The sequence below is a fragment of the Sunxiuqinia dokdonensis genome, from assembly GCF_001270965.1.
Taxonomy (GTDB): domain Bacteria; phylum Bacteroidota; class Bacteroidia; order Bacteroidales; family Prolixibacteraceae; genus Sunxiuqinia; species Sunxiuqinia dokdonensis.
Genome location: NZ_LGIA01000063.1, coordinates 1 through 13676, shown reverse-complemented (window position 1 = coordinate 13676; position 13676 = coordinate 1). Strand labels below are relative to the sequence as shown.

General features: G+C 42.5%; 12 protein-coding genes and 1 pseudogene. All 13 read left to right on the top strand.

All coding sequences use genetic code 11. The annotated features are described in order from the left end of the window. The coding region (locus NC99_RS06000) for a TolC family protein (RefSeq protein ID WP_162231156.1) at positions 1-901 on the top strand (901 nt) is incomplete at its 5' end. Positions 902-939: 38 nt separating this feature from the next. Next, the gene (locus NC99_RS05995) at positions 940-2205 is read left to right on the top strand and encodes an efflux RND transporter periplasmic adaptor subunit (protein WP_157624536.1); all 1266 of its coding nucleotides are present in this window, start codon (positions 940-942) and stop codon (positions 2203-2205) included. Between the two features lie 50 nt (positions 2206-2255). Continuing rightward, positions 2256-2588 carry a P-II family nitrogen regulator gene (locus NC99_RS05990; protein ID WP_053180885.1) on the top strand — a complete coding sequence of 111 codons (333 nt, stop codon included), beginning with the start codon at positions 2256-2258 and terminating at the stop codon, positions 2586-2588. A gap of 13 nt (positions 2589-2601) precedes the next feature. Next, positions 2602-2970 (top strand): zinc-ribbon domain-containing protein, encoded by a 369-nt coding sequence (locus NC99_RS22755; RefSeq protein ID WP_053180882.1) that lies wholly within the window; start codon positions 2602-2604, stop codon positions 2968-2970. Between the two features lie 60 nt (positions 2971-3030). After that, positions 3031-3828: an AlbA family DNA-binding domain-containing protein gene (locus tag NC99_RS05980; protein ID WP_053180879.1), complete on the top strand. Its 798-nt coding sequence runs from the start codon at positions 3031-3033 to the stop codon at positions 3826-3828. A gap of 23 nt (positions 3829-3851) precedes the next feature. Then, positions 3852-4724 carry a prohibitin family protein gene (locus NC99_RS05975; RefSeq protein WP_053180876.1) on the top strand — a complete coding sequence of 291 codons (873 nt, stop codon included), beginning with the start codon at positions 3852-3854 and terminating at the stop codon, positions 4722-4724. Positions 4725-4837: 113 nt separating this feature from the next. Further along, the gene (locus NC99_RS05970) at positions 4838-5158 is read left to right on the top strand and encodes a hypothetical protein (RefSeq protein WP_053180873.1); all 321 of its coding nucleotides are present in this window, start codon (positions 4838-4840) and stop codon (positions 5156-5158) included. 63 nt (positions 5159-5221) lie between these two features. Then, positions 5222-5641 (top strand): DUF302 domain-containing protein, encoded by a 420-nt coding sequence (locus NC99_RS05965; RefSeq protein ID WP_053180870.1) that lies wholly within the window; start codon positions 5222-5224, stop codon positions 5639-5641. A gap of 67 nt (positions 5642-5708) precedes the next feature. Beyond that, entirely contained in the window at positions 5709-8216 is a 2508-nt protein-coding gene (locus tag NC99_RS05960) for a heavy metal translocating P-type ATPase (protein ID WP_053180867.1), read from the top strand. Between the two features lie 51 nt (positions 8217-8267). Beyond that, complete coding sequence (locus NC99_RS05955; RefSeq protein ID WP_239684420.1) at positions 8268-8453, top strand: hypothetical protein; 186 nt, start codon at positions 8268-8270, stop codon at positions 8451-8453. Positions 8454-8580: 127 nt separating this feature from the next. Further along, positions 8581-8886, top strand: coding sequence for a DUF6660 family protein (locus tag NC99_RS21830; RefSeq protein ID WP_157624533.1), 306 nt, complete (start codon positions 8581-8583; stop codon positions 8884-8886). Positions 8887-9021: 135 nt separating this feature from the next. Then, the gene (locus NC99_RS05950; RefSeq protein WP_053180864.1) at positions 9022-13365 is read left to right on the top strand and encodes a CusA/CzcA family heavy metal efflux RND transporter; all 4344 of its coding nucleotides are present in this window, start codon (positions 9022-9024) and stop codon (positions 13363-13365) included. Positions 13366-13383: 18 nt separating this feature from the next. After that, positions 13384-13676, top strand: a pseudogene (locus tag NC99_RS05945) (efflux RND transporter periplasmic adaptor subunit); the annotation flags it as partial.

Genomic DNA, 13676 nt, shown 5'->3' with positions numbered 1-13676 from the left:
GGAAGAATATATTACACTTGCAGAATCGGCTCTTAACCTTACTGAAATTGAAGTAGAGCGGGAAGTCAAACGCGCCTGGGGAAATGCGTATGCTACCTGGAATAACTACCGGGTGTACAATGGTCTCGATTCCGTTTTTGCAGATATAAAAAGGGCAGCCGAGCTTAGGCTGGAAACTCAGGCAAGCTCCAGACTGGAATATCTTGCCACAATAAACGAAGCCAATCAGGTGCAAATACAAAAAGAACAGGCCTGGTACGATTACCTCGCAGCCCTTCAAAAACTTAACGCTTGGTTTGCCGGCGATACGCTTTATACTGTTTCAAAAGTGCCGGTAAGCACTTTGGAAAATTCTGCTGATTTAATTTCAAATACTGCCGGCGTCCACCCAATACTAAATTTTGCCCGGCAGCGTATTAACGTGGCAGATGCAACTATCAGGGAGCAAAAATCGCAATTTCTACCAAAACTCAGTGGAGGATACAATAAACAGAAAGTGGGAGGAGAAAGCGGGTTTTATTCTTACCAAGTGGGAATCCGCATTCCCCTTGTTTTCGGGCCGGAATTAGGCCGGGTACAATCTGCCAGGATTGAACGGGAAATTGCCGGACAAAACTTAATGCAGACACAACTTGAGTTTAATTCTTTTCTGGGCAGTACCCGGGAAGAATTTTTCAAGTGGCTCAATTCGTGGAACTATTACCGCGATGAAGCGCTTCCCCTTGCCAGAGAACAACGCCAGGGAGCAATCACAGCGTACAATGAAGGCGCCATAAACTACGTAGCTTTTTTGCAAAACATCAGAGACGCTGTGCAAATCGAAGTCGATTCATGGAATGCCTTCGGGAGTTACCTCGATAGCCGCTTTCAACTTGAATATTATTTAAAAACATCAAATTGAAAAATAAACAGAAATCATTAATTCAAAAAATATAAAAAATGAAAAAGTACATCATACAAATTCTCGCAATTGTTTTTGTCACGGTGGGTTTGATTGGTTGTGGCAATAATAAGGAAGCTAATTCAGACGCACATGAAGGTGAAACCCATGAAACCCACGAAGAAGAAGGGCATGACGAAGACAACCACGAAGAAGAAGGACATGCAGAAGAGGGCCATGAAGAAGAAGGTGGAATGCGTGAAGTGCATCTGTCAGATTTGAAGTTCAACAGCCTGGGAATGGAAATTGATACCCTGCCTGTCCGTGCACTTTCGGGAGTGGTAGAGGCCAACGGGCAGTTGGAAGTTCCCCCGCAGCATGAAGCAACAATTACAGCTATTCTTGGCGCCAATGTAACTTCCATTAAAGTAATCGAGGGCGACAAGGTAAGCAAAGGTGAGGTAATTGCTTATCTGGCACATCCCAACATTGCAAAATTGCAGACGGATTACCTGAAAGTCTATAGCCAGGTACAATTCCTCGAAAAGGAATTTGAGCGGCAGAAACGTCTCTTTGAGGAAAAGGTTGGTTCAGGGCAAGCCTTTCAGCAGGTTCAGGCCGATTATCAGGCAATGAAAGGAGAAGTAAAAGGCTACGAGGCACAGTTAAAAATGCTCGGTATCGATGTTGAAAATATCCGGGAAGGGGAAATTTATGAAACCATTCCAGTGGTAAGCCCTATTGATGGTTATATCGAAAAAGTGCTGATACAGCTCGGTCAGTACGTTGACCCGCAAAAAGAAATGTTTATGGTTGTGAACAACGAGCATATCCATGCCGACCTGATGGTATTCGAAAAAGATGTGTATAAGGTAAAAGAAGGGCAAAAAGTGTATTTCACGGTACAATCGGCACCCGGCAAAACCCTTTCCGCCAAAATATTTGCAGTGGGCAGGCAGTTTGAACAAAATCCGAAGGCCGTGCATGTACATGCAGAAATTGAGAAAAAAGAAGGTTATCTGATTACAGGAATGTACATCAATGGCAAAATACACACCGAAAGTAATCTTTTGCCCGCTTTGCCCGAAGGCGCCATAGTGGAAGAAGAAGGCAAATCGTACATTTTTATGGCAGAAAAACATGAAGAAGACGGTGAAACTGAGTGGGCATTTCAACCTGTGGAGATAATAACCGGAATTGAAGAAGATGGGTGGGTTGAAGTGAAACTGCTTGAACCATTACCGGAAGATGCAATGCTTGCCTTAAACAATGCATATTACCTGATTTCTGAAATGAAGAAGAGCCAGACATCACACAGTCATTAAGCATAAAGTGTGAACCAGTAATGTTTTTAACAATGTAAAAAAAATAAATTATGAAAGAAATAAAAGCATTTGTAAAGCCATTTAAAGTTAATGATATATGTCATCATTTAATCGAAGCAGGGTTTCCCAACCTCACCGTTTCATCAGCAGAAGGAACGGGCAACCTTGAAAACTCTGACCCCTCTGTTTCAACACAATTCTCAATCACCGACAGCCAGGTGGCCAAAATTGAAATTGTATGCAACAAAGAAAATGTGGATAAAATTGTTGCTATCATCTCGGAGCAGGGACGTACCGGGAACCCGGGGGACGGCCTTATCTATATTTCGGATGTTGAAAAAGCTTTTCGTGTAAAAACAGGGAAGGATATTAGATTGGATTAATAGCATAGAAACCATGGAAGGTATACTTGAAATGCACAAAATAGCATTTGCGAAAGGAGGGAAATGTTTGTCTCATTATTATGTTAATAGCAGGATAAAACTACTTTGGCAATGTGAGAAAGGGCATCAATGGTTTGCGACTCCATTTAGTATAAAAGTCAGGGAAAGTTGGTGCCCGCATTGTGCGGGCACCCAACCTTTGGGCATTGATGCGATGCATGTTCTTGCCCGTGAAAGGGGTGGAAAATGCCTCTCAAAAGAATATAAAAACTGTAAAACAAAAATGTTGTGGCAATGTAAGCACGGGCACAGGTTTCAATCAACCCCCGACAATATTAAGCAGGGCCGGTGGTGCCCGCATTGTCGTGCTGAAGGGGTTTAACGGTTTAGCTATACTGCGGAAATATTTTTCCCCGGTTTTTTTGATTAAAACATAATTGACATGAAAAAATATTTTAAAGGTTTGTTTATATGGCAGTTAATAGGGGGTGTATTCTTCTTCCTTGTTTTAGCCCCACTTTTAATTGCCACATACCAATATGAATTTTTGACTCATCAACCTTCGTTCCTGAAAATTGTATGGAATATCTACCATGTTCTTTTACGCCCGGCAGACATTGGTATTTTTTTTATGGATTTGGCCATTCTTATAGTCGGGATTGTTTTTGCCACTCTTTTTTACCGTTACAAAAAAAGAAAAAAGGGTAAAATACCTGGCACTTCAGATATCTTAAAACTAATTGAGAAAGGTGAAAATGAGAAAGTAGAATTCAAATCATCGCTCAGGCACGACTACCGCCAGGTGAAAACAGACAAAAACCTGGAACATGTAATTTTAAAATCAATCGCCGGATTTTTAAATGGGAAAGGAGGTACTTTATTAATTGGTGTTAATGATTTCGGCGAGATTTTAGGCCTGGAAAATGATTATTGGTCGTTAAAAAAGAAAACCAAAGATGGTTTTGAACAAAGGCTGATGCTCATTATTTCAAATGCCTTTGGAAAAGATATCTGTAGTAAAATACAGGTGTCATTCCATACTATTAACGATAAGGAAATATGTTCCTTATTCATTGAGCGCTCTATACGGCCTGTTTATTTTAAGGAAAACAATCAAACAGTTTTTTTCCTGCGAACGGGAAACGTAACCAATCCGCTTTCAACCAGTGAAACGGTTGAATATCTGGAATCAAAACAAAAACGAAGTTTCAAATTCCAGAATGTAGGATTTTATTATTAAAGTTTTTTAAAACATTGTTTATCATGAGAAAATTAGTATTAATTACAGCAGTTGTTGCCCTTTTAAGCAGTTGTGCCGTTATTCGACCGGGCGAAGTAGGATTAAAAGTAAAATATGGAAAAATCCAACCTGGTATCCTGACGCCCGGACTGCATGGACGGGGAATCATAAGCACAAAAATAGAACGTTTTGATACACGGGTTATCGAATATTCCAATAAAGTTGGTTTTCATAGCAGCGAAGGAATAGAAGTAACTTCCGAGATAACCCTGCTTTATCATTTAATCCCGGATTCGGCACAAAGCATTTATCAAAAATTCGATGGGTATTACCAAAGTTCACTTATCATTAACAACTTAATCACAGCTGTGCGCCAGGAAGGGCTTAATCATCCGGCTGTCGAATTAATCACAAAGCGTAACGAAGTTGAACAATCGGTTAAGGACAAACTCGCAGAAACCATTGGCAAATATGGCTTTTCTATCGACCTGGTACTTATTAAAGACATTGACCTGCCATCTGCTATAACACAAACCATCCAGGCAAAATTAAATGCCGAACAGGTTTCTAAAAAAACCGAGATTGATTTGGAAATACAACGCAAAAACCTGGATTACCAAATTGAAAAAGAAAAAAAAGAAGCCGAACTCGATGTGGCCAAAAAACGGATAGCGCTTGACTTTGTCATTGAAAAACAAGAGCGGGAAGCCGAACGGCTTTTAATTGAAGCAGAATCCGTTAAAAAGTCAAACGATATTTTAAACGCTTCACTTACCGATAAGGTAATTGAATATAAAGCGCTTGAAATTACCAGGGATTTAGTAAGGTCGCCTAACTCGAAAATCATCGTCACCGATGGTAAATCACCGGTGATAGTGAATGACCAATCAAGATAGTAAAGATAATAAGGGGTGTTTAAAGATTTTTCTTGAATCAAAGATAAATCTCAGGTTGTTAATTAATTGACATCTTTTAAATACCCCTTTTAAATAATTTGAAAATTAATAATATGATAGGCAAAGCTGTATATTTTCTGTTTGTTTTAATGGTATTTTGCAATCCTTCAAAAGGGCAGGTACCCGATAGTATTAAGGTTTCTCAATCAGATTCTGTTCAGATTGAGCTGCTAAAAAAGGTTCCGGATGATGTAATTCATCTTGAAATATTAAAAATTCAGGGACAGATTATTGACAACCTTAACTACATGATGGATTATTTGCATGAAAACCAGAATAGAATTGAAATGAAACTGGATTCCGCCTTAATTATTTTGCAAAGAGTGAATACAAATAACCTGCAAAACCAAAAGAAAAAGAAAAAAAGGAGATGAAAATTGTATATCAGGCTTTCTTAATTATTGACTGGCGGGAGTTTAGGCTTAAAACTTTTTACCATGGAATACTATTTCAACAAAGTAATTAAAGGAAATTTTAAAGATATTTTACAGGCAGTAAAAATATCTTTAAAGAAGGAAGATTTTGAATTATTCTATGAAATTGATATGCAGGAAAAAGTTTACTTAAAACTTGGCAATATATGTCCTGAATTTGTAGTACTGGGAGCCTGTAATATGGATTTTCTTTATAATGTTCTTGACATGAAAGGGGAAATTACGGCTTCGTTACCCTTTAATATTGTTTTACAACAAATAAATAAGAATGAAGTAAAAGTAGTAGCAATAGACCCCTTTTCTTCAATAAAGGATTCTAATAATGAATTCCTGGTTATTCTGACTTATGCCATAAAATTGAAATTGGCGAGAGTAATGGAATCAATCACTACTTTGAGTGATTCAAAGTTTTTACGAATGTAATTGTAAAAATTGGCCTTGGATTGACAACTGTTTTAAAAATTGTGTAAACCATTAACATCTTTCTAAAATGAAAAAACTAAAGTTAGAAATACCACTCATTTTACCCGAAGTACCGGATGAAAAAGACCAATGCGTTCAGGAGCTTATCTCACTGCTTCAGGAGCAAAAAGGGCTGGAAAAAGTCCACGTTTCAGAAGCTGCCGAAAATGGCGTACCCCAGCTTTGTTTTCACTATGACCCGGAATTGATTTCCATTGACCGTGTACGTTCAATTGCCCGGCAAACAGGGGCGTCCATTACCGAAAAAACCGGGCACAAGCTCATCGGCGTAGAAGGCATCCGCCACACGCGCCATGCACGCAGTATCGAGCGCAGCCTGCGCGACTTGAACGGTATCATTGAAGCATCGGTTTCTGCCTCGGGAATGGTACGGGCTGAGTTCGACACAAGGCAGATTGATGAAGCAGCAATAGTTGAAGCTTTACGAAAAGAAGGCCTTGGTATAACCGATACTGCCTTAAAAGTCGGGAAATATCTTCGCGGCATCAAAGAAACGGAGAAAGCGCCGAAAGACAAGCAGCCTGAAAAAAAGCCTGAACACGAAGAAAAAGAAGGGGAAGAACATGAACATGCCCATGGCGGCCTTTTGGGTAAAAATACGGAGTTGATTTTCTCCATCATTTGCGGAATATTGCTGGCCATTGGTTTTGGCCTCTCTTTCGTGGATGCAGTCCCTTCGTGGGTTAGCTTGTCGCTGTACATCGGAGCTTATTTTTTTGGTGGTTTCTACACGGCCAAAGAAGCCATACAAACCGTTGCCAAAGGGGGTTTTGAAATTGATTTCCTCATGCTGGTTGCAGCCATCGGAGCAGCTATACTGGGCGAATGGGCCGAAGGCGCTTTGCTGTTGTTCCTGTTCAGTATGGGCCATGCACTCGAACATTTCGCTATGAACAAAGCCCGCAAATCTATTGCTGCTTTGGCCGAACTCGCCCCCAAAACCGCCTTACTAAAGAAGAACGGGAAAACAGAAGAGGTAGGCATTGAAAAACTGGGTATCGGAGACGTTATCGTAGTGAAGCCCAACACTAAAATCCCGTCCGATGGCGTTGTGGTTAGCGGCGAAAGCAGCGTGAACCAGGCCCCAATAACGGGCGAAAGTGTACCGGTGGATAAAATGCCCGTGGATGACCCCCAAAAGGACTACTCCAACGAAAAGGACATTCGTGATGAAAACAGGGTTTTTTCAGGCACCATCAACGGCAACAACACGCTGGAAATTAAAGTCACCAGGGAAGCCAGCGACTCTACGCTCTCCCGTTTGGTAAAACTGGTTAATGAAGCCCAAACACAAAAATCGCCCACCCAAAGGTTTACCGACAAGTTCGAGAAATACTTTGTGCCTTCCGTTTTAGGATTGGTGGTGTTATTGCTTGGGGCTTTTTTGGTCATCGACGAAAATTTTAGCGACAGCTTTTACAGGGCGATGGCCGTTCTGGTAGCCGCCAGCCCTTGTGCGCTGGCCATTTCCACGCCCAGCGCCGTGCTGAGCGGAGTAGCAAGGGCCGCAAAAAGCGGGGTGCTTATCAAAGGCGGACGGCCGCTGGAAGACCTGGGTGTTTTAACCGCCCTGGCGTTCGATAAAACCGGCACCCTTACCGAAGGCAAACCAAAACTCACCAAAGTAATTCCACTGAACAATACCGATGAAAATGAATTACTCAAAATGGCAATAGCCGTGGAAAACCTGAGCGACCATCCGTTGGCAAAGGCGGTGGTGAGGGACGGCAAAAAACGTTTGGAAGGGATTAGCATTCCCGAGGCCAAGGACTTGGAAGCCGTCTTGGGAAAAGGTATCAAGGCAACACTGGGAAAAGATAAAGTATATATTGGCAACCTGGAACTGTATGAAGCCCTCGATGATAAAAAACCTTCGGAAAAAATTACGGAAAAAGTAAAAACGCTTGAAGCAGAAGGGAACACCACAATGCTTATTCGCCAGAATGACGAATATGTGGGCATCATAGCCTTAATGGACACACCGCGGGCAGAGGCAAAAAGTACGCTGGAGCAATTAAAGAAAACCGGTATCAAACGGATGGTCATGCTCACGGGCGACAACCAAAAAGTGGCCGATGCCGTGGCAAAAGAAATAGGCCTGACCGATGCCTGGGGCAGCCTGTTGCCGGAGGAAAAAGTAGATGCCATAAAAAAACTCAGAAAGAAGGAATCGAAGGTGGCAATGGTAGGCGATGGCGTTAATGATGCACCCGCCATGGCCAACAGCACCGTGGGCATAGCCATGGGCGCGGCCGGTTCGGATGTAGCCTTCGAAACCGCTGATATTGCCCTGATGGGCGACAAACTGGAAATCCTTCCCTTTGCCATTGGACTGAGCAGAAAAGCAAAAGGTATCATAAAACAAAACCTTTGGATTAGCCTGGGTATCGTAGCTGTACTTATTCCGTCAACCATCCTTGGCCTGGCAGGTATTGGCATTGCCGTGCTGATTCACGAGGGCTCAACCCTTGTTGTGGTTTTTAATGCGTTGAGGTTGTTGGCTTATAAAAAGTAAAGTTCAATAATAAAGCAGATAAAGGTAACTGCATCTTAAATATTTACAGGTATGGAAAACAATGAAATCGACAAAAAACTCGAATCAAAAAACGTGAAGCCAACTGCCATGCGAAGCTTGGTTTACAAAACATTATCTGAATCAGGAAAAGCGCTGAGCCTGGCGGATTTGGAACAGCGATTTGAAAAAGTGGAGCGTTCAACCATATCCCGTTCCAACAATAAACCTTCCCTGTAACTTTTTTTTCGAATATGTGAATATGGTTGTGAAAGGTATTTGCTCAAATTGTAAGAAATAACTTTGCAACCCGGTTGCATCAACATTTTATTAGTTTTGCCATTGTATTTTAAACAATTTTTAACGTATGAAATATATAGCAGTCATATTATCAGCGTATATCATGGTTTTAACAGCCATGCCGTGCAATGATGTTCAAACTGCCAATACAAATTCCGTTTCCCTGGAATTGGTGAAACAAAGCCCGAATCAGTCAAACGATGTTGATTTATGTTCCCCGTTTTGTTTTTGTCATAGTTGCCAAACGCTTTCTTTCCCTTCATTTTTTAGTATTTCCTTTATCAATTTAGTGGTAATTACTTTAGATATTAAATTGAAAGAACCTGCACTTTCAAGCCCTGTTGCATCTATCTGGCAACCACCCAAAATATAATTCATTTTTCTTTCTTAAATATTGAGCAGTTGACTTAGACATCCTTGCATTGCCATGATACTGCGAACGTATTAAATTTGAACGCATAGAAAAAAATGCTGTACAGGATTCACATTAATAATTAAAAGAAATCAAATGATAAATAGTATAATATCTTTTTCAATCAAAAACAAAGCCCTCATTGGTTTGATGACAATTGGGCTTATTATCGGTGGTATTTGGTCGATGACCAAAGTGCCATTGGATGCCGTGCCCGACATTACCAACAACCAGGTGCAGGTGATTACCACCGCGCCCAACCTGGGCACCGAAGACATTGAGCAGTTTGTAACCTACCAGGTGGAACTATCGGTGGCCAACCTGCCGGGGGTTATCGAAATTCGTTCGGTTTCCCGGTTTGGGCTGTCAGTGGTAACAATAGTTTTCGAGGACAATATGGGAACCTACCTTCCCCGGCAATTGGTAAGCGAAGCCCTGGCAGAAATTAAGGAAAAAATCCCGGAAGGATTTGCCGAGCCGTTTATGGCGCCAATCAGTACCGGATTGGGTGAAATTTACCAGTACACGCTTGAAGTTCAGCCCGGTTACGACACTGTGTATAACGACATGGAACTGCGCACCATGCAGGAATGGATTGTAAAACGCCAGATGGCAATGGTTCCGGGGGTGGTTGAAGTAAATTCCTTTGGAGGGCGCGGAAAACAATACGAAATTTCCATTAACCCCGATAAGCTTCGAAGCATGAACCTGACCATGTCTGACGTTTTTGAGGCTTTGGAAGAGAACAACCAAAACACGGGTGGGGCATACATCGAAAAAAATTTTCAGGCCAACTTTATCCGTGGCGAAGGTTTGATGCGCTCGCTCGATGACATCCGCAACACGCTGGTAGCCAATGTAAACGGGCAACCTGTTTTTATACGCGATGTGGCCGAAGTAAAATACGGAAGTTTTGTGCGTTACGGGGCTTTTACTAAAGACGGTAAAGGCGAAGCCGTAGGCGGTATCGTGATGATGCTGAAGGGTGAAAACTCCAACGATGTAATCAAGGATGTGAAAGAACGAATGGCGTTAATCCAAAAATCGTTGCCCGATGGCGTAGAGATAAAACCATTTCTCGACCGCAGCAAACTGATTAAAAGCACCACCTCCACCGTAGCCGAAAACCTTTCACTGGGGGCACTCATTGTAATCTTTGTCCTGGTCATCTTTTTGGGCAATTTACGAGGCGGTTTACTGGTAGCTTCTACCATCCCGCTTGCCTTGCTATTTGCATTTATCATGATGAAAGTGTTTGGCGTTTGGGCCAACCTGATGAGTCTCGGGGCTATCGACTTTGGGATTCTGGTCGATGGGGCGGTGATTATCGTGGAAAGCATGATATTTTATCTGCACCGGAATGAATTTATCGGGAAGAAACTGGGGCTGCCCCGGCGAAACGAAATAGCCTATAATTCAGCCAGTAAAATGATGAACTCCGCATTTTTCGGGCAGCTCATTATCCTTATTGTCTTTATCCCGGTACTGGCATTGCAGGGTGTGGAAGGCAAGATGTTTATACCCATGGCCATGACCTTTGGATTTGCCGTATTGGGTGTTATGGTACTGTGTCTTACTTACATACCCATGATGGCTGCACTTTTCCTGAGACCACCAAAAACAGATAAAAAAACCTGGGGTGAGCGTTTTATCGGGAAACTCGAAAACCTTTACGAACCGGTAATTGCCTGGGCTTTACGCAAAGGTAAGCTTGTACTGGGGATTGCCTTGGTGCTTTTAATTTCCGGAGGATTCCTTTTCTCACGTATGGGAGCCGAATTTATCCCTCAGTTGGACGAAGGTGATTTTGCTTTTCAGGCTTTCCTGAAACCCGGAACATCGCTGTCAGAGGTGGAAAAGGCATCTACTCGTATCGAACAGATTGTGTTGGAGAATTTCCCCGATGAGATAGCATCAATACAAAGCCGTATTGGGGTGGCAGATTTGCCTACCGACCCCATGCCGATTGATATTGCTGATATATTTGTTATTCTTACACCCGAGGATGAATGGACAAAGGTTGAATCAAAACAGGAGCTGATTGATAAGGTAAAAGAAAAGGTTAGTGTTTTGCCCGGTATAAACTACGAGTTTACCCAGCCAATCGAGATGCGGTTCAACGAGCTTTTAACCGGTATTCGTGAAGATGTGGCTATTAAATTATACGGCGACGACCTGGATATGCTGGCCGACAAAGCCGAAGAAATTTCCGGTTTAATTGCAGGGATTGAAGGGATTGAAGGCATAAAAGCCGAAGCAACCCGTGGGCTGCCTCAAATAACGGTAAAATACAACCGCACCAAACTGGGGCAATACGGCTTAAAAATAAAAGACCTGAATACGGTTGTAGAGACTGCTTTTAGCGGTGGCGTTGCCGGGGTTATCTATGAAGGAGAGCGCATGTTCGACCTTGTAGTTCGACTTGATGAAGCACACCGCCAAAGTATCGACGACCTTCGGAATTTATTTGTAAACACCCCAAACGGAAACCAGGTTCCATTGAAAGAAGTAGCTGATGTCAGCTACCAGCCCGGCCCGATGCAAATAAGCCGCGACAATACCAACAGGCGTACTTATGTAGGTATTAATGTGGAAGGCAGGGACATTAAATCGCTGGTAGAAGAAATTCAGCAAACACTCGATGAAAATCTCGAACTGCCTTCGGGTTATTACATTCGCTACGGAGGCGCTTTTGAAAATCTCGAACGGGCGTCAAAGCGTCTTACGTTGGTTGTGCCGCTTGCTTTGGCATTGATATTTATGCTGGTATTCTTCGCCATCAAATCGTTTAAACAAACCCTCATGATTTACGTGGCCATTCCATTGGCGGCCGTGGGAGGTATTTTTTCGCTTTACCTGCGGGATATGCCATTCAGTATTTCGGCTGGGGTTGGCTTTATCGTACTCTTTGGTGTAGCCGTATTGAACGGGCTGGTTTTGATAAGCGGTTTTAACGAGTTAAAAGAAGAGGGAAAACTCAGCCTTGGTGATATTATCAAAAAAGGTTCTATACGCCGGGTACGCCCTATTTTCCTGACTGCATCAACCGATATACTGGGTTTCCTGCCTATGGCCATTTCTACCTCAGCAGGGGCCGAAGTGCAACGCCCGCTTGCCACCGTGGTTATTGGCGGTATGCTAACATCAACACTTCTAACACTGGTTGTTTTGCCCGTATTGTACAAAATGGTTGAATCGGGAAAAACCAAACTGAAAGCGCCTAAACTCAATACCACGGTAATAACCGTTCTGCTCATCATTGGCGGACTTGGTGTTTCAGGAAGCTTAAAAGCACAGGAAAATTCAGTTACCCTTGAGCAGGCAATTGAACGGGCAAAAGAAAACTACCCTTCGTTAAAAGCAGCTTCGCTCGATGTGGAGAAACAAAAAGCCCTGAAAGCTACAGCTTACGATTTGGGCAATACGTCCATCTACACCGGTAAAGAGGAAACCGGAAACGGAGCAGTGGGTATTCAAAACCAAATAGGGGTTACACAATCGGAAATTGACTTGTTTGGCATACCTGCCAAAACCAAACTGAATAAATCACGTACCGACCTTGCTGTTTCAAAACTTGAACTGACAGAAAATGAACTGGTAAGAAACGTGAGCCTTGCATGGTACAGGTCACTGGTTGCAAAAAAGCAAACAGAATTGTACAATCAGCTTGACAGTATTTATACCAATTTTCTGAAAGCTGCCGAATTGCGGTTTAAAACCCAACAAACATCCAAAGTTGAGTACCTTTCTGCCTCGGCTAAATACAAAGAGTTAATGGTGAATATGAAACAGGCTGAGAGCGAATACCTGGCATCGCTGCAAATTCTGAACCAGTACCTGATGTACCCTGGCGGTGTTAAAATTACCGATGCCGGACAAGCATGGGATAAAACGATTCATGCTGCCTTTTCAGTTGATTCATTAAACAATGTTCCCTTATTAAATTATTACAGGAAGCAGCTTGATGTATCCGATGCAGAGTGGAAAGCCGAAAAGGCCAATTTTTTACCCAAACTAGATTTGGGGTACTCGCGGCAATCGGTCGATGGCACTTCGGGTTTTTATGGTTGGGAAGCAGGCATTTCCGTTCCTTTACTGTTCTTTTCCCAGTCAGGGAAAACAAAAGCCGCCCGTATCAATTACCAGATTACCGGACAGGAATACAAGCAAAGGGAATTGGAACTGAATGCCTCTTACAAGGAACTTTTAAGCCGTTACAAAGTAATGAGCGAAGTGCTGGAATATTATAAAAGCGAAGCTCTGCCGCTTGCTGCCGAACAAATTGAAGCGGCAAACCTGGGTTACCGGTTGGGCAGCCTCAGTTATATTGAATTTATCCAGAATACCGAATCAGCCATAAAAACCAGGCAGGAATATTTATCACGGCTATCAGATTTCTTCGAAATTAAAGAACAATTGGAATACATAACAGGTCAATAATTATAAAAACAGATAAAAATGAAAACGAAAATATTTTTAGCACTTCTTGTGGTAGTAACGCTCATGTCGTGCAACAGCAACAAAAAAGAAAACAGTGAAGCCGGGGAACATGCGGAGCATGAAGGCCCCGAAGGTGTGGTAATGCTGAACGAACTTCAGCGCGAAGCCCTGGATTTAAAACTGGGGAGTTTCAGTATGCGCAACCTCACCACAATGGTAAAAACAAACGGTGAGATGCAGGTACCGCCCGCTAGCTCGGCAGAAGTTACCGCCGTAATAGGTGGAAATGTGAGGGATATTAGAATTTTTCA

Excerpts from the sequence above, each read along its gene's own strand:
- NC99_RS05975 (WP_053180876.1), top strand. The coding sequence starts at position 3,852 with ATGAGAAAATTAGTATTAATTACAGCAGTTGTTGCCCTTTTAAGCAGT.
- NC99_RS22755 (WP_053180882.1), top strand. The coding sequence starts at position 2,602 with ATGGAAGGTATACTTGAAATGCACAAAATAGCATTTGCGAAAGGAGGG.
- NC99_RS05970 (WP_053180873.1), top strand. The coding sequence starts at position 4,838 with ATGATAGGCAAAGCTGTATATTTTCTGTTTGTTTTAATGGTATTTTGC.
- NC99_RS05995 (WP_157624536.1), top strand. The coding sequence starts at position 940 with ATGAAAAAGTACATCATACAAATTCTCGCAATTGTTTTTGTCACGGTG.
- NC99_RS05980 (WP_053180879.1), top strand. The coding sequence starts at position 3,031 with ATGAAAAAATATTTTAAAGGTTTGTTTATATGGCAGTTAATAGGGGGT.
- NC99_RS05960 (WP_053180867.1), top strand. The coding sequence starts at position 5,709 with ATGAAAAAACTAAAGTTAGAAATACCACTCATTTTACCCGAAGTACCG.
- NC99_RS05955 (WP_239684420.1), top strand. The coding sequence starts at position 8,268 with ATGGAAAACAATGAAATCGACAAAAAACTCGAATCAAAAAACGTGAAG.
- NC99_RS21830 (WP_157624533.1), top strand. The coding sequence starts at position 8,581 with ATGAAATATATAGCAGTCATATTATCAGCGTATATCATGGTTTTAACA.
- NC99_RS05950 (WP_053180864.1), top strand. The coding sequence starts at position 9,022 with ATGATAAATAGTATAATATCTTTTTCAATCAAAAACAAAGCCCTCATT.
- NC99_RS05965 (WP_053180870.1), top strand. The coding sequence starts at position 5,222 with ATGGAATACTATTTCAACAAAGTAATTAAAGGAAATTTTAAAGATATT.
- NC99_RS05990 (WP_053180885.1), top strand. The coding sequence starts at position 2,256 with ATGAAAGAAATAAAAGCATTTGTAAAGCCATTTAAAGTTAATGATATA.